This window comes from Pseudomonas sp. PDM15 (assembly GCF_014851565.1).
In the GTDB taxonomy this organism is placed as follows: Bacteria; Pseudomonadota; Gammaproteobacteria; order Pseudomonadales; family Pseudomonadaceae; genus Aquipseudomonas.
In genome coordinates, this window is sequence record NZ_JACVAA010000001.1 from 690,017 (window position 1) to 704,889 (window position 14,873).

14 protein-coding genes and 2 tRNA genes are annotated in these 14,873 nt (G+C 66.1%); 14 read left to right on the forward strand and 2 right to left on the reverse strand.

The window, feature by feature from the left end; all coding sequences use genetic code 11:
* Positions 1 to 179 precede the first annotated feature (179 nt).
* The 11 genes from gspE (at position 180) to IB232_RS03435 (ending at position 8,166) form a co-directional block, all read left to right on the forward strand.
* On the forward strand, positions 180 to 1,691 hold the full coding sequence (gspE, locus tag IB232_RS03385; protein WP_192397141.1) for a type II secretion system ATPase GspE: 1,512 nt from the start codon (positions 180 to 182) through the stop codon (positions 1,689 to 1,691).
* A gap of 265 nt (positions 1,692 to 1,956) precedes the next feature.
* On the forward strand, positions 1,957 to 3,174 hold the full coding sequence (gene xcpS / locus IB232_RS03390; RefSeq protein WP_192397142.1) for a GspF family T2SS innner membrane protein variant XcpS: 1,218 nt from the start codon (positions 1,957 to 1,959) through the stop codon (positions 3,172 to 3,174).
* 5 nt (positions 3,175 to 3,179) lie between these two features.
* Positions 3,180 to 3,605: a type II secretion system major pseudopilin GspG gene (gspG, locus tag IB232_RS03395; RefSeq protein ID WP_192397143.1), complete on the forward strand. Its 426-nt coding sequence runs from the start codon at positions 3,180 to 3,182 to the stop codon at positions 3,603 to 3,605.
* A 6-nt stretch (positions 3,606 to 3,611) separates the two neighbouring features.
* Positions 3,612 to 4,148 (forward strand): type II secretion system minor pseudopilin GspH, encoded by a 537-nt coding sequence (gene gspH, locus IB232_RS03400; protein WP_192397144.1) that lies wholly within the window; start codon positions 3,612 to 3,614, stop codon positions 4,146 to 4,148.
* Positions 4,145 to 4,534, forward strand: coding sequence for a type II secretion system minor pseudopilin GspI (gene gspI, locus IB232_RS03405; RefSeq protein WP_192397145.1), 390 nt, complete (start codon positions 4,145 to 4,147; stop codon positions 4,532 to 4,534). The genes gspH and gspI overlap by 4 nt, the downstream gene beginning before the upstream one ends.
* On the forward strand, positions 4,531 to 5,244 hold the full coding sequence (gene gspJ / locus IB232_RS03410; protein WP_192397146.1) for a type II secretion system minor pseudopilin GspJ: 714 nt from the start codon (positions 4,531 to 4,533) through the stop codon (positions 5,242 to 5,244). Before gspI ends, gspJ begins: the two co-directional genes overlap by 4 nt.
* Positions 5,241 to 6,194, forward strand: coding sequence for a type II secretion system minor pseudopilin GspK (gene gspK, locus IB232_RS03415; RefSeq protein WP_192397147.1), 954 nt, complete (start codon positions 5,241 to 5,243; stop codon positions 6,192 to 6,194). Before gspJ ends, gspK begins: the two co-directional genes overlap by 4 nt.
* Positions 6,191 to 7,336, forward strand: a complete 1,146-nt coding sequence (gene gspL, locus IB232_RS03420) for a type II secretion system protein GspL (protein ID WP_192397148.1) — start codon at positions 6,191 to 6,193, stop codon at positions 7,334 to 7,336. Before gspK ends, gspL begins: the two co-directional genes overlap by 4 nt.
* The gene (locus tag IB232_RS03425) at positions 7,333 to 7,845 is read left to right on the forward strand and encodes a type II secretion system protein M (protein WP_192397149.1); all 513 of its coding nucleotides are present in this window, start codon (positions 7,333 to 7,335) and stop codon (positions 7,843 to 7,845) included. The genes gspL and IB232_RS03425 overlap by 4 nt, the downstream gene beginning before the upstream one ends.
* Positions 7,846 to 7,992: 147 nt before the next feature.
* Positions 7,993 to 8,068: transfer RNA gene (locus IB232_RS03430), tRNA-Val, on the forward strand.
* Positions 8,069 to 8,089: 21 nt separating this feature from the next.
* Positions 8,090 to 8,166 (forward strand) — tRNA-Asp (locus tag IB232_RS03435).
* Positions 8,167 to 8,324: 158 nt separating this feature from the next.
* Here IB232_RS03435 and IB232_RS03440 read toward each other — a convergent pair.
* Both IB232_RS03440 and IB232_RS03445 read right to left on the reverse strand, forming a co-directional pair.
* A complete protein-coding gene (locus IB232_RS03440; RefSeq protein ID WP_192397150.1) occupies positions 8,325 to 9,440 on the reverse strand; it encodes an AraC family transcriptional regulator in 1,116 nt (371 codons plus the stop codon).
* Position 9,441: 1 nt separating this feature from the next.
* On the reverse strand, positions 9,442 to 10,557 hold the full coding sequence (locus IB232_RS03445; protein ID WP_192397151.1) for a carbon-nitrogen hydrolase family protein: 1,116 nt from the start codon (positions 10,555 to 10,557) through the stop codon (positions 9,442 to 9,444).
* A gap of 201 nt (positions 10,558 to 10,758) precedes the next feature.
* Here IB232_RS03445 and IB232_RS03450 point away from each other — a divergent pair, with 201 nt between their 5' ends.
* The 3 genes from IB232_RS03450 (at position 10,759) to IB232_RS03460 (ending at position 14,857) form a co-directional block, all read left to right on the forward strand.
* Complete coding sequence (locus IB232_RS03450) at positions 10,759 to 12,792, forward strand: NADPH-dependent 2,4-dienoyl-CoA reductase (protein WP_192397152.1); 2,034 nt, start codon at positions 10,759 to 10,761, stop codon at positions 12,790 to 12,792.
* Positions 12,793 to 12,855: 63 nt separating this feature from the next.
* Positions 12,856 to 13,287: a nuclear transport factor 2 family protein gene (locus tag IB232_RS03455; protein WP_192397153.1), complete on the forward strand. Its 432-nt coding sequence runs from the start codon at positions 12,856 to 12,858 to the stop codon at positions 13,285 to 13,287.
* 205 nt (positions 13,288 to 13,492) lie between these two features.
* Positions 13,493 to 14,857: a chromosome partitioning protein ParA gene (locus IB232_RS03460; protein WP_192397154.1), complete on the forward strand. Its 1,365-nt coding sequence runs from the start codon at positions 13,493 to 13,495 to the stop codon at positions 14,855 to 14,857.
* The last annotated feature ends 16 nt before the right edge of the window (positions 14,858 to 14,873 follow it).

The following is a 14,873-nucleotide window of genomic DNA, read 5'->3' on the forward strand; positions in this document are numbered from 1 at the left end:
GATGTATTCCGACCCACGGCCATAACAATTCGCCGCTAGCGTTGTCGCTGTTTGTACAAACCTGCGAAATCCGCACTGCAGTTTTGCCTGGAAATCCGTTAACTTGACGCCTCAGTCGTGCCGCATAACAACAAAAACAACAGCTAGATGGATCTTCTGTTTCAGGAACGGGCCCGCACATGTCCACCGATACCCACGCCGCACTAGCGGCCCCGGCAGGTCCGGCCTTGCGCTCCCTGCCATTCGCCTTCGCCAAACGCCATGGCGTGCTGCTGCGCGAGCCCTTTGGTCAGCCTCAGTTGCAGGTTCGCCGCGGTGCCAGCCTGGCGGCCGTGCAGGAGGCCCAGCGCTTCGCCGGTCGTGTTCTGCCGCTGCACTGGCTGGAGCCGGAAGCCTTCGAGCAGGAACTGACCCTGGCCTATCAGCGCGACTCCTCCGAGGTGCGGCAGATGGCCGAGGGCCTCGGTGCCGAGCTCGACCTGGCCAGCCTGGCCGAGCTCACCCCTGAATCCGGCGACCTGCTCGAGCAGGAAGACGACGCGCCGATCATCCGCCTGATCAACGCCATCCTCAGCGAGGCGATCAAGGCCGGCGCCTCCGACATTCACCTGGAAACCTTCGAGAAACGTCTGGTGGTGCGCTTCCGCGTCGACGGCATCCTGCGTGAAGTGATCGAGCCGCGCCGCGAGCTGGCGGCATTGCTGGTCTCGCGGGTCAAGGTCATGGCGCGCCTGGACATCGCCGAGAAGCGCGTGCCGCAGGACGGCCGCATCTCGCTCAAGGTCGGCGGCCGCGAAGTCGATATCCGCGTTTCGACCCTGCCGTCGGCCAATGGCGAGCGGGTGGTGCTGCGTCTGCTGGACAAGCAGGCCGGACGCCTGTCGCTGCAGCACCTGGGCATGAGCGAGCGCGACCGCCGCCTGCTCGACGACAACCTGCGCAAGCCCCACGGCATCATCCTGGTCACCGGCCCCACCGGCTCGGGCAAGACCACCACCCTGTACGCCGGCCTGGTCACCTTGAACGACCGCTCGCGCAACATCCTCACGGTGGAAGACCCGATCGAGTACTACCTGGAAGGCATCGGCCAGACCCAGGTCAACCCGCGGGTGGACATGACCTTCGCCCGCGGCCTGCGCGCCATCCTGCGCCAGGACCCGGACGTGGTGATGGTCGGCGAGATTCGCGATCAGGAAACCGCCGACATCGCGGTGCAGGCCTCGCTGACCGGCCACCTGGTGCTGTCCACCCTGCACACCAACAGCGCCGTGGGCGCCGTCACCCGCCTGGTGGACATGGGCGTCGAGCCCTTCCTGCTGTCCTCCTCGTTGCTCGGCGTACTGGCCCAGCGCCTGGTCCGTGTGCTCTGTGTACACTGCCGCGAGGCCAGCCCGGCCGATGAGGCCGAATGCGGCCTGCTCGGTCTCGATCCGCAGAACCCGCCGCAGATCCACCACGCCAAGGGTTGCAGCGAATGCCACCAGCAGGGCTACCGCGGCCGGACCGGCATCTACGAACTGGTGATCTTCGACGACAAGATGCGCACCCTGGTGCACAACGGCGTCGGCGAGCAGGAGCTGCTGCGCCACGCCCGCAGCCTCGGTCCGAGCATTCGCGACGACGGCCGGCGCAAGGTGCTGGAAGGGGTGACCACCCTGGAAGAAGTCCTGCGCGTGACACGAGAAGATTAGGGTCTGCTGATGTTTTTTCACGGCCGCGACGGCGCCGTTTTTTGCGCGGAGCTAGGCGCGAGGAGAGTAGTTTGGTGATTCCAAATGAACGACGAGTAACGACGCGCCGCGCAAAAAACGGCCCGTCCCTGCGGGTTGCGCGCCAAAAGACGCCATGCGGCGTTGCGGGACTTGGCAAGGGGGGCACCATTACCTGCGTCCCGCGCCTAGCCTGGCGTCTTTTGACGCTGCAACGCGGCTCGCGAAAAAGCATCAGCAGACCCTAATGGCCGCCTTCGAATACGTCGCCCTCGACACCAAGGGCCGCCAGCAGAAAGGCGTACTGGAGGCCGACAGCGCCCGCCAGGTCCGCCAGCTGTTGCGCGAGAAACAACTGGCGCCGCTGCAGGTGGAGCCGGCGCACCGCAAGGAGCACAGCGAGAAATCGGGCGGTTTCAGCCTGCGCCGTGGCCTGTCGGCCCGCGACCTGGCTTTGGTCACCCGCCAGCTGGCAACCCTGATCGGCGCCGCATTGCCCATCGAGGAAGCGCTGCGCGCCGCCGCGGCCCAGTCGCGCCAGCCGCGCATCCAGTCGATGTTGATCGCCGTACGCGCCAAGGTGCTCGAAGGTCATAGCCTGGCCAATGCCCTCGGTTCATTTCCCGCCGCCTTCCCCGAGCTGTACCGCGCCACCGTGGCAGCCGGTGAACACGCCGGGCACCTGGCGCCGGTACTGGAACAGCTGGCCGACTACACCGAGCAACGCCAGCAGTCGCGGCAGAAGATCCAGATGGCGTTGCTCTACCCGGTGATCCTGATGCTCGCCTCGCTGGGCATCGTCGGTTTCCTGCTGGGTTACGTGGTGCCGGACGTGGTGCGGGTGTTCGTCGACTCCGGGCAGACCCTGCCGGCGCTGACCCGCGGCCTGATTCTGCTCAGCGAACTGGTCAAGGCCTGGGGCGCAGTGGTCATCGTGCTCGCGGTACTCGGTGTGATCGCCTTCCGCCGCGCCCTGCGCAACGAAGACGTGCGTCGGCGCTGGCACGCCTTCCTGCTGCGCCTGCCGCTGATCGGCGGGCTGATCGCCGCCACCGAGACCGCGCGTTTCGCCTCGACCCTGGCCATCCTGGTGCGCAGTGGCGTACCGCTGGTGGAGGCCCTGGCCATCGGCGCCGAAGTGGTGAGCAACCGCATCATCCGCACCGACGTGGCTAACGCCACCCAGCGCGTGCGCGAGGGCGGCAGCCTGTCGCGGGCCCTGGAGGCCAGTCGGCAGTTCCCGCCGATGATGCTGCACATGATCGCCAGCGGCGAGCGCTCGGGCGAGCTGGACCAGATGCTGGCGCGCACGGCGCGCAACCAGGAAAACGACCTGGCGGCCACCATCGGCCTGATGGTAGGGCTGTTCGAGCCGTTCATGCTGGTGTTCATGGGAGCGGTGGTGCTGGTGATCGTGCTGGCCATCCTCCTGCCGATTCTTTCTCTGAACCAACTGGTGGGTTGATAGTGATGAACAAGCAACAACGCGGTTTCACCCTGATCGAAATCATGGTGGTGGTGGTCATCCTCGGCATCCTCGCCGCCCTGGTGGTACCGCAGGTGATGGGCCGTCCGGACCAGGCCAAGGTCACCGCGGCGCAGAACGACATCCGCGCCATCGGCGCGGCGCTGGACATGTACAAGCTGGACAACCAGAACTACCCAAGCACCCAGCAGGGCCTGGAAGCCCTGGTGAAGAAACCCACCGGCAACCCGCCGGCGAAGAACTGGAACACCGAGGGTTACCTGAAGCGGCTGCCGGTGGATCCGTGGGGCAATGCGTACCTGTACCTGTCGCCGGGCACCCGCAGCAAGATCGACCTGTACAGCCTGGGCGCCGATGGCCAGGAAGGCGGTGACGGGACCAATGCCGATATCGGTAACTGGGACCTCTGATTTCCGATGCGAACTGCGCGGGGCTTCACGCTGATCGAGTTGCTGGTGGTGCTGGTCCTGCTCGGTGTGCTGACCAGCCTCGCCGTGATTGGCAGCGGCCTCGCCAGCAGCCCCGCGCGCAAGCTCAATGACGAGGCCGATCGACTCAACAGTCTGCTTCGTGTCCTGCTCGACGAGGCGGTACTGGATAACCGCGAGTACGGCGTGCGCTTCGAGGCGCACAGCTACCAGGTGCTGCGCTACGAGCCAATGAAGTCGCGCTGGGAACCGCTGGATAACAGGGTTCACGAGTTGCCGGAGTGGGTCGAGCTGAGTATCGAGGTGGAGGACCAGAATGTCGGCCTGCCTACGGCCAAGGGTGACAAGGACAAGTCGGCACCCAAGCCGCCGCAGCTGCTGATCCTCTCCAGTGGCGAGCTGACGCCTTTCACCCTGCGTCTGGCCGGTGGTCGCGAGCGCGGCGCACCGGTGCTGCTGCTCAGCAGCGACGGCTTCGCCGAGCCGGAGCTGAAGCCGGAAAATGCCAAGGGTCGTTCCGGATGAGGCACGGCCGTGGCTTCACCCTGCTCGAGGTGCTGGTGGCCCTGGCGATCTTCGCCGTGGTCGCCGCCAGTGTGCTCAGCGCCAGCGCCCGCTCGCTGAAGACCGCTGCTCGGCTGGAGGACAAGACCTTCGCCACCTGGCTGGCGGACAACCGTCTGCAGGACATCCAGCTGGCGGACAGCCCCCCTGGCGAGGGGCGCGAGCAGGGCGAGGAGACATATGCCGGGCGCCGCTGGATGTGGCAGAGCGAAGTACAGGCCACTAGCGAGCCGGAGATGCTGCGCGTCACCGTGCGGGTGGCGCTGCGCCCCGAGCGCGGCCTGCGCGGCAAGATCGAGGACAACGCGCTGGTCACCCTCAGTGGCTTCGTCGGGGTCGAGCCATGAGGCAGCGTGGCTTCACCCTGCTGGAGGTGCTGATCGCCATCGCCATCTTCGCTCTGCTGGCCATGGCCACCTACCGCATGCTCGACAGCGTGATGCAGACCGACCGCGGCCAGCGCGAGCAGGAGCGGCGTCTGCGCGAACTGACCAAGGCCATGGCCGCCTTCGAACGCGATCTGCTGCAGGTGAATGCGCGCCCGGTGCGTGATCCGCTGGGCGATCCGCTGCCGTCCATGCGTGGCGACAGCGGGCGCGATACCCAACTGGAGTTCACCCGCAGCGGCTGGCGCAACCCGCTCGGTCAGCCGCGTGCCACGTTGCAGCGGGTGCGCTGGCAGCTGGAAGGCGAGCGCTGGCAGCGCGCCTACTGGTCGGTGCTGGATCAGGCCCAGGACAGTCAGCCGCGGGTGCAGCAGGCACTGGATGGGGTCAAGCGCTTCGAGCTGCGCTTTCTCGATGAAGAGGGGCGCTGGCTGCAGAGCTGGCCGGCGGCCAACAGTCGCGCCGACGAGGCGCTGCGCCAGTTGCCCAAGGCCGTCGAGCTGACCATCGAACACCGCTACTATGGCGAGCTGCGGCGCATCTGGCGCATGCCGGAGATGCCGCCGCAGGAGCAGGTCACTCCGCCCAACGGCGAGGATGGGGGAGAGGACGGCGGCGAGCTGTTGCCTGATGAGCCCAGCCCAGAGCTGCCTCAGGAGCCGCAAGAGTGAGGCGCCAGCGCGGGGTAGCCCTGATCACTGTGTTGCTGGTGGTGGCGCTGGTGACCATCATCTGCGCCGCACTGTTGCTGCGCCAACAGCTGGCGATCCGCAGCACCGGCAACCAGCTGCTGGTGCGCCAGGCACAGTACTACGCCGAGGGCGGCGAGCTGCTGGCCAAGGCCATGTTGCGGCGTGATGTGAGCACCGACCAGGTGGATCACCTGGCCGAGCCCTGGGCCAATCCCAAGCTGAGTTTCCCGCTGGACGAAGGCGGCGAGCTGCGCCTGCGCATCGAGGACCTGTCCGGGCGCTTCAACCTCAACAGCCTGGCCGCCGATGGCGAGGCCGGAAAGCAGGCGCTGCTGAGGCTTCGTCGCCTGTTGCAGACATTGCAGCTGAGCCCGGCCTATGCCGATCGCCTGCTCGACTGGGTCGATGGCGATCAGGACCCCGGCGGCATGTCCGGCGCGGAGGATGATCAGTACCTGCTGCTCAAGCCGGCCTACCGGACCGGGGTGGGGCGCATCGCCGATATCTCCGAACTGCGCCTGCTGCTGGGCATGAGCGAGACCGACTACCGGCGCCTGGCGCCCTTCGTCAGTGCGCTGCCGAGAGACATCGGGCTGAATATCAATACCGCCAGTGCCCAGGTGCTGGCCTGCCTGGGGGACAACATCCCCGAGTCGGCGCTGAAGACCGTTATCGAGGGACGTGGGCGTACCGGCTACCGCGATACCGCTGCGTTCACCCAGCAGCTGACCGCCTATGCGGTGAGCCCTCAGGGGTTGCTCACCGGTAGCCAGTATTTTCGTGTCACCACCGAGGTGCTGCTGGGTGACCGGCGCCAGGTGCTGGCCAGCTATCTGCAACGTGGTAATGATGGGCGCGTGCGTGTCATGGCGCGCGATCTGGGGCAGGAGGGCCTGGCGCCCATGCCCGTCGAGGAGTCCGAGGAATGAGTCTGCTCAGCGTTTTTCTTCCGCCACAGGCCTGTGCCGAAACGGCGGCCGATCTGCCGGTCTGGCGGGTCGATGGCGATATTTGCAGCCAGCGCCCCTTCGCCGAAGCGCTGCCGCGTGAGGATCAGGCCTGGCGCCTGATTCTGCCGGTGGAAGCGGTGACCGTCTGCGCCGTACAGCTGCCCACCACCAAGGCGCGTTGGTTGCAGAAGGCGTTGCCGTTCGCCGTGGAGGAGCTGCTGGCCGAGGATGTGGAGCAGTTCCACCTGAGCGTCGGTGGCCAGTTGGCCGATGGCCGTCACCGGGTCTATGCGGTGCGTCGTGTGTGGCTGTCCGGTTGGCTGGCACTGTGTGGCGACAACCCGCCGCAGCGCATCGAGGTGGATGCCGATCTGCTGGTCGAGGAGGGCAGTCAGCTGCTGTGCCTGGGCGAGCGCTGGCTGCTCGGCGGCACCGGTGAGGCGCGCCTGGCCCTGCGCGGCGAGGATTGGCCGCAACTCGTCGGACTCTGCCCGTCGCCACGGGTCGCCTACGTGGCGAGCGGCCAACCGGCCCCCGCGGACGTCGATGAGACTCATGAAGTGGCTCAGCTATTGCCCTGGCTGGCTCAGCAGCGAGCGCAGTGCAACCTGGCACAGGGCCCGTTTGCCCGGCGCGAGCCATCCGGTCAGTGGCAGCGTTGGAGGCCGCTGGCTGCGCTGGTCGGCCTATGTCTGGTGCTGCAATGGGGTTTCAACCTGGCTCAGGGCTGGTACCTGCAGCGCGAGGGCGAACGTTATGCCCAGGCCAGCCAGGAGCTGTACCGCGAGCTGTTCCCCGATGACAACAAGCTGATCAACCTGCGCGCGCAGTTCGACCAGCATCTCGCCGAGGCCGAGGGAGGAGGGCAGAGCCAGTTGCTCAGCCTGCTCGATCAGGCTGCTGCGGCGATCAATCAGGAAGCTGCCAAAGTGCAGGTGCAGCAACTGGACTTCAATGCCCAGCGCGGCGACCTGGCGCTCAACCTGCAAGCCAATGATTTTGCCTCGCTGGAGAGCCTGCGTACGCGTCTGCAGGAGGCCGGCCTGGCAGTAGACATGGGCTCGGCGAGCCGTGAAGACAACGGCGTCAGCGCGCGCCTGGTGATTGGAGGTAACGGATGAATGGCTTGGCTTCGCAACTGCAGGCGCGGATTGCCCATCATCCGCTAGCCTCCCGCTGGCATGGGATGCCCGCGCGTGACCGGCTGGCCCTGGGGCTGCTCGGCGGCTTCCTTGCGCTGGTGCTGCTCTATCTGCTGCTGTGGCGACCGGTCAGCCAGAACCTGGAACAAGCGCGCAGCTTCCTCCAGCAGCAGCGGGCGTTGCATGCCTACCTGCAGGAACATGCGCCGCAGGTGCGCTCGCTGCAGGGGCGACCGCAGGTCAGCATCGACGCCACCGCCCTGCAGGGTCTGGTGACTGGCAGCGCCGCCAGCCAGGGGCTGAATGTCGAGCGCCTGGATAACCAGGGCGATGGTGGCCTGCAGGTCAGCCTGCAGCCGACCGAGTTCGCGCGCCTGTTGCGCTGGCTGGTGAGTCTGGAAGAGCAGGGCGTGCGCGTAGACGAAGCAGGGTTGGAACGGGCCGAGAAGGGGTTGGTGACCACCCGCCTGCTGCTGCGCGCGGGATGATTGCGATTGCACCAGACGGGTGCCCTCGGCACCCGTATCGGGCATGAGCAAGGCAGTCGTGAAACTTCATCCCGAAGAAAAATTTCAAGCAGGGTGTTGACTTAGCAAAGGCCTCTGCGTAAATTGCGCCACCTCGCAAGGCTACTCGGGTGATTAGCTCAGCCGGGAGAGCATCTGCCTTACAAGCAGAGGGTCGGCGGTTCGATCCCGTCATCACCCACCATATCTCTTGCGAGACCGACGCGCAGCGGTAGTTCAGTCGGTTAGAATACCGGCCTGTCACGCCGGGGGTCGCGGGTTCGAGTCCCGTCCGCTGCGCCATATATAGAGAAGCCCTCAGTTCGCAAGAGCTGGGGGCTTTTCGCATCTGGTGGAAAATTTTCCTGCCGTCACCACTTTGTCATCGGGAATCTTCAGACTGTTGGCATGGTCTTTGTTTCAGTCAAGACCTAACGACAGGAGGAAGAACCTATGGATGACTATGTCGAAGAGCTTCTCGAGTCTCGAGCCATCGAGCAGGACCCAGTTGATCCCGCGGAAGACGCTACCGAGCTGTAACCCGCCTGCAGGCGCTGACTGCGGCGGAACTCCCCGGGAGTCTGCCCGCTCCAGCGCTTGAAGGCGCGCTGGAAGGCCTCTGCCGAGGCGAAGCCGAGCAGATAGGCGATCTCGCCGAAGGCTAGTTCGGTATCGCGGATGTAGGCCATAGCCAGATCGCGCCGCGTTTCATTGAGCAGGGTGCGGAACTGCGTACCTTCCTCGGCCAGCTTGCGCCTGAGCGTCCAGCTGGGTAATTGCAGCTTCCTCGCCACTTCGTCCAGTTCCGGCTCGCGGCCGTGCAGCATAGGTCCCAGCAGGTGGGTGATGCGCTCACGCAGGCTGCGGGTGCGGGTCAGCTGCTCCAGTTCCCGTTCGGCCAGTTCCAGCAGTTGCTGCCAGGTGCTGGGACAGTGCTGGGCCAGGGGCTGGTCGAGGCTGGCGTTGGCCAGGCGGAGGCGGTTGTGAGAGGCGCCGAAGTCCACCGGACAGCCGAAACAGGTTTCGTAGCGCTCGGCGTAGTCCGGTGCGGGGAACTCGATCTCCACTCGTTCCACCACCAGCGTCTCGCCGAGCAGGGTGCCGAGCTGGTGGCGCCAGCTGGACAGCACCGAGTCCACCACGAAGCGGTTGAAGTCGTTGTACGGGCTGATCGAGTAGAAGCTCAGCCAGGCGCCACCAGCATCTTCGGTGAAGCTCGACTGGCCGCGGTAGTTGTGGGCGTAGAGTGGTTCGAAACGGATCAGCGTGCGTGCCGCCTCACGCAGGGTCGGTGCCTGCCCGGCCGTGACGCCCGCCAGTCCAGCCTGGCTGATGTGGCTGTGCCGGCCCATCTCCAGACCCAGCGCGCGATCCCCGCACAGGCCGATGGCGCTGTGGCCCAGGCGCATGTAGCGCGGGATCGACAGGCGCTCGCGCGGCAGGGCCAGACGGGTGGCGTCCAGGCGGAACTGGCGCAGCAGGTCGTCGGCGGCCAGGCCTTTCTCGGCCAATGCGGCCACCAGGCCGTGGACGAAGGCGACGGACAGGTCGCCGAGGCGGACGCGGTTCGGTTTCATCTCACAGCCACAGGTTGAGCAGGCGAGCGCCGGGCGCTTCGTCGACCACCTGGCGGTTGTCGCGCTGCACCGCCATGCTGCGGCCGTCGCTGCCCAGCCCCCACAACTGGCCGCGCATGAACACGGCGACTCCGGCGCGGGCGGGCGTCTTCTGCAGCTGCGCCGGCAGCGAGTGACGCAACCAGGCCTCGCCTTCGCTGAGCTCCCTGGCGCGGCTGCGCAGGTCGTTGGGGGTGCCGGACCAGGTGCCGTTCCAGTGGTCGTTGCCATGCAGGAAGGCCGGCACGGCGAGTAGCTCCACCTGTTGCGCGACCAGTGGTGCGTAGCTCTCCGCCCGCCAGCTGTCGGTGCCGATCAGCACGCCCAGGCGACCGGCCGGAGTGGTGACCACCTGCAGCGCCTGGTCCGAGGCGGCGGCGGTGAAGCTGTCCTCGTCGCGATGCGGCAGTACCTTGCGCTGGGGCTGGCCGAGCGGCATGCCATCGCTGCCGAACACCAGACTGACGTTGTACAGCGGGCCGTCGCCGACCTGCAGCATGCCTTCCTCGACGCGCGGTTCCGGTAGCACGATGGAGCCGGCGACTATGGTCACTCCATAGGTCTCGGCCAGGCCGCCGAACAGATTCTGGTAGTCGGCGGCCATTTGCTCGGCCTTCATCCGCAGCAGGGCGTCGCTGAAGCGCGCCGTGCCCTGGTTGGCCAGCAGCGCGCGGATCAGTTCCAGCGGATGGCTGAGCCCCAGCCAGATGCGTGCTTCGGCCAGGTCGCGAGCGGCGAACACCTCGCGCTTCTCGCCGACGGCTACCAGCCAGGTGCCGATATGTTCGGGCAGCACCACCACCGTCTTCGGGTTGAGCAGGCCTTCGGCCTGGGCCTGGTCGAGGTAGGCGGCCAGCTTGCGGTGCAGGTGCAGGGGGCTGCGGTAATCGGCGCGGTACAGCTCGGGCTGGATACCCAGCAGGTTGCCGCGGCCCTGGTCGCTGCCCAGGCTGAAGGCCAGCGAGCTGCGCAGGTCGCTGAGGAAATGGCTGGCGGGCCGCCACTGGATCCAGGCGCCATAGGCGATCAGCAGGGTGACGAGTAGCAGCCAGAAGGTGCGGTGGAGCAACTTGAGCATGATGTGGCCTGGTGGCAATGAAGCAGCCAGCCTAGGGCAAGGCGTCGCCTTTGCCTAGTCGGGCTGTCATTTACGATCAATAACTTGTGCTTTTTGATCATTGAGCGGTCGGCGGTCGCTCTTTATCGTCTGCCGCAACAACGACCACGTGCGAATCAGTGCGTGGCAGACCGTGATAAGCCCGACGCTGTGGAGATAGCCATGAGCAACGCCTACCCGAACCTGCTGGCCCCCCTGGACCTGGGTTTCACCACCCTGAAGAACCGCACCCTTATGGGCTCCATGCACACCGGCCTGGAAGAGAAACCGGGTGGCTTCGAGCGCATGGCGGCCTACTTCGCCGAGCGTGCCCGTGGTGGTGTCGGCCTGATGGTCACCGGCGGTATCGGCCCGAACGAAGAGGGCGGCGTTTACTCCGGCGCGGCCAAGCTGACCACCGTCGAGGAAGCCGAGAAGCACAAGATCGTCACCAAGGCAGTGCACGAGGCGGGCGGCAAGATCGCCATGCAGATCCTGCATGCCGGCCGCTATGCCTACAGCCCGAAGTCGGTGGCGCCAAGCGCCATCCAGGCGCCGATCAACCCGTTCAAGCCGCGTGAGCTTGACGAGGAAGGCATCGAGAAGCAGATCCAGGACTTCGTCACCTGCTCGCTGCTGGCCCAGCAGGCCGAGTACGACGGCGTCGAGATCATGGGTTCCGAGGGGTACTTCATCAACCAGTTCCTCGCCGCCCACACCAACCACCGCACCGACCGCTGGGGCGGCAGCTACGAGAACCGCATGCGCCTGCCGGTGGAGATCGTCCGCCGCGTGCGCGAGGCCGTAGGCCCGAACTTCATCATCATCTATCGCCTGTCCATGCTCGACCTGGTCGAGGGCGGCAGCACCTGGGACGAGATCGTCCTGCTGGCCAAGGCCATCGAGAAGGCCGGCGCCACCATCATCAACACCGGTATCGGCTGGCACGAGGCGCGTATCCCGACCATCGCCACCAAGGTGCCGCGCGCGGCCTTCACCAAGGTCACCGCCAAGCTCAAGGGCGAAGTCAGCATCCCGCTGTGCACCACCAACCGCATCAACACCCCGGAAGTGGCCGAGCAGGTACTGGCCGAGGGCGATGCCGACATGGTGTCCATGGCCCGTCCGTTTCTCGCCGACCCGGACTTCGTCAACAAGGCCGCCGAGGGTCGCGCCGACGAGATCAACACCTGCATCGGCTGCAACCAGGCCTGCCTGGACCACACCTTCGGCGGCAAGCTGACCAGCTGCCTGGTCAACCCACGTGCCTGCCACGAGACCGAGCTGAACTACATCCCCACCGCCACCGTGAAGAAGATCGCCGTGGTCGGTGCCGGCCCTGCCGGCCTGGCTGCCGCTACCGTGGCCGCCGAGCGTGGCCACAGCGTGACCCTGTTCGACGCGGCCGGCGAGATCGGCGGCCAGTTCAACGTGGCCAAGCGCGTGCCGGGCAAGGAAGAGTTCTACGAGACCCTGCGCTACTTCAAGAAGAAGCTGGAAACCACCGGCGTCGACCTGCGCCTGAACACCCGCGTCAACGTCGACGACCTGGCCAAGGGCGGCTACGACGAGATCATCCTGGCCACCGGTATCGCTCCGCGCACGCCAGCCATCGAGGGCATCGACAACGCCAAGGTGATCAGCTACCTGGATGCCATCCTGCAGCGCAAGCCGGTCGGCCAGAAGGTCGCGGTGATCGGTGCCGGCGGCATCGGCTTCGATGTCTCCGAGTTCATCACCCATGCCGGCGAGACCACCAGCCTGAACCGCGATGCGTTCTGGAAGGAGTGGGGTATCGACACCGCGCTGGACGCCCGTGGCGGCATCGCCGGGATCAAGGCTGAGGTGCATCCGGCGGCCCGCGAGGTGTTCCTGCTGCAGCGCAAGAAGTCCAAGGTCGGCGACGGCCTGGGCAAGACCACCGGCTGGATCCACCGTACCGGCCTGAAGAACAAGAACGTGCAGATGCTCAATTCGGTCGAGTACCTCAAAGTCGACGACGCCGGCCTGCACATCCGCATCGCCGAGGGCGAGCCGCAGGTACTGCCGGTGGACACCGTGATCGTCTGCGCAGGCCAGGACCCGCTGCGCGAGCTGCAGGACGGCCTGGTGGCCGCCGGCCAGAATGTGCACCTGATCGGTGGCGCCGACGTGGCCGCCGAGCTGGACGCCAAGCGGGCGATCAACCAGGGCTCGCGCCTCGCCGCCGAGCTGTAACGGAAACGCCCCGCCCAGTGCGGGGCGTTTGCTATGTGGCCCATAACAACAAGGAGAAACCCCATGCCCACCGATCTGCAATTGCAACCGGCGGCCGCCGCCAGCCTGCAGCGCTGGCACCAACTCATCGCCGCCAAGGATCTGCGCCAGCTCCCCGAGCTGCTGCATGCCCAGGCGGTATTCCGCTCGCCGATGGCGCACACCCCCTATCCGGGCGCGCCGACGGTCAACATGATCCTCAACACCGTGCTGCAGGTGTTCCAGGATTTCGCCTATCACCGTGAGCTGGTCAGTGCCGATGGCCTGAGCGTGGTGCTGGAGTTCTCGGCCCGCGTCGGTGAGCGCGAGCTCAAGGGCATCGACATGATCCGCTTCGACGAGGCGGGCAAGATCGTCGAGTTCGAGGTAATGGTCCGTCCGATGAGCGGTTTGCAGGCCCTCGGCGAGGAAATGGGTCGCCGTCTGGCGCCTTTCCTGGCGGCTGCCAAGGCCTGATTCGCCCAGCCCGTCACAGTTTTACCCTGCCGCCGGTCCGCTGCAGCGCGGTGGCAGGGCGCTGCCAACCCAGTCACATTGCCCGCGTTCCGTTTTCCCCTAGACTTGCCTGAAACAATGGATGGCGCCTGCTTCGCAGGTTATGTGCACGCGCGGAACAACCGTAGCGCGCCGATCGTGATCCCGGTGGCCTTGAGGAAGATCCATGAGCATGCAGAACAAAGCGCAGATGGTTGAGGCGGTGCTGTTCTTCAACGAACGCGGCGTCTGCAAGCAAATGCTCTTCCCCGAATTCGAGGCCTTGCTCGACAACGTGGTGAACATGCCCGAGTTCGCCGACCAGCAGATGCGCATGGCCTATGTGCTGATCAACCCGCGCCTGATGGTGCGTGCGGCAGTGTTCTTCTACCTGGACTTCGACGAGAGTGGCGCCGCCGACAAGGGCTGGAACCTGCCGCTGCGTCATCTGGCCGACAACGCCGGGCGTGGCCCGGACCTCGGCGCCGGCCCGATTCGCCTGGCCTGCCGCAGTCAGTGCCCGGTGTCCTGGCACCAGATGCATCTGTGGGACCCCAGCCTGGCGCCTGGCAAGAACGACCTGGCAGTGATCCGTGACGTGGTCAAGCGCAACGCCCTCGGCCTGCTGGCGGAAGAGGAAACCGCCGTGATGTTGCCGGAGCGCCTGCAGGTGGCTGCCGAAGACAAGTGGCAGGCGCCGGACGCCGCTCGCGATGAGGCCGACAAGCAGACCGAGCGCAAGGAGCAGGAGCACCGCCTGAAAACCGCCCAGCTGATCAAGCAGCAGCGCCTGCGCATCAGTACCCTGGGTAAGCAGTACGAGGAAGAGCAGGCTCGCTTCAAACTGGCCGCCGAGGAACGTCAGCGCTCGCTGCAGACCGAGATCCACAACCTGCACCAGGCCCTGCGCCAGCAGGAAGAGCTGAATGCCAGCCTCAAGGAACAACTGGGTGCTCAGGCAGATGGCATCCAGCAGACTCGCGAGGAGCTGGCCCGGCAACTGCGTGATCTGGAACGCCACGGCCGTACCGAGGCCGACATCCTGCGTTCCCAGTTCGATGCCGAGCTGCAGGCTCGGGTTGCCGCCGCGGTTGCGGAATTCAAGGAGCAGGTGGCGATTCGCGACGTCGAGCTGGCCTACCGTGCCGAGCAGGAAACCCAGTTGCAGAACGAGCTGGAGCGTCTCAAGCGTGAGCGCGACGACCTGGCCAGCCAGGGCGGCGAGCAGATTCTCGAACGCCTGGCCAAGCTCGGCGTGGTGTTCGTGGTCTATCACCCGGGTGCCGGCCACCTGACCATCCCACTGCAGGATATCGCCCGTTACCAGAACAATCCCCTGAGCTATGCGGCGGCCAAGTGCTTCGTCTCCGAGGAGCAGTACCGCCAGTGGCTGGCGCACTACCAGCAGCCGACGTGCGAGTCCAGCCTGCCATCCGGTGAGCGTTGTGCCATGCCTATCGATCGGGTGGAGACGCCCAGCCGCTTCGTGGTCGGCGAATCCAACTGCTGCGCGCGGCACAAGGCCGGAGCGCGCCTGCGCACGGTGAGCTGAGCGGTTACCATGATGC

Excerpts from the sequence above, each read along its gene's own strand:
- gspE (WP_192397141.1), top strand. The coding sequence starts at position 180 with ATGTCCACCGATACCCACGCCGCACTAGCGGCCCCGGCAGGTCCGGCC.
- xcpS (WP_192397142.1), top strand. The coding sequence starts at position 1,957 with ATGGCCGCCTTCGAATACGTCGCCCTCGACACCAAGGGCCGCCAGCAG.
- gspG (WP_192397143.1), top strand. The coding sequence starts at position 3,180 with ATGAACAAGCAACAACGCGGTTTCACCCTGATCGAAATCATGGTGGTG.
- gspH (WP_192397144.1), top strand. The coding sequence starts at position 3,612 with ATGCGAACTGCGCGGGGCTTCACGCTGATCGAGTTGCTGGTGGTGCTG.
- gspI (WP_192397145.1), top strand. The coding sequence starts at position 4,145 with ATGAGGCACGGCCGTGGCTTCACCCTGCTCGAGGTGCTGGTGGCCCTG.
- gspJ (WP_192397146.1), top strand. The coding sequence starts at position 4,531 with ATGAGGCAGCGTGGCTTCACCCTGCTGGAGGTGCTGATCGCCATCGCC.
- gspL (WP_192397148.1), top strand. The coding sequence starts at position 6,191 with ATGAGTCTGCTCAGCGTTTTTCTTCCGCCACAGGCCTGTGCCGAAACG.
- IB232_RS03425 (WP_192397149.1), top strand. The coding sequence starts at position 7,333 with ATGAATGGCTTGGCTTCGCAACTGCAGGCGCGGATTGCCCATCATCCG.
- IB232_RS03440 (WP_192397150.1), bottom strand. The coding sequence starts at position 9,440 with ATGAAACCGAACCGCGTCCGCCTCGGCGACCTGTCCGTCGCCTTCGTC.
- IB232_RS03445 (WP_192397151.1), bottom strand. The coding sequence starts at position 10,557 with ATGCTCAAGTTGCTCCACCGCACCTTCTGGCTGCTACTCGTCACCCTG.
- IB232_RS03450 (WP_192397152.1), top strand. The coding sequence starts at position 10,759 with ATGAGCAACGCCTACCCGAACCTGCTGGCCCCCCTGGACCTGGGTTTC.
- IB232_RS03455 (WP_192397153.1), top strand. The coding sequence starts at position 12,856 with ATGCCCACCGATCTGCAATTGCAACCGGCGGCCGCCGCCAGCCTGCAG.
- IB232_RS03460 (WP_192397154.1), top strand. The coding sequence starts at position 13,493 with ATGAGCATGCAGAACAAAGCGCAGATGGTTGAGGCGGTGCTGTTCTTC.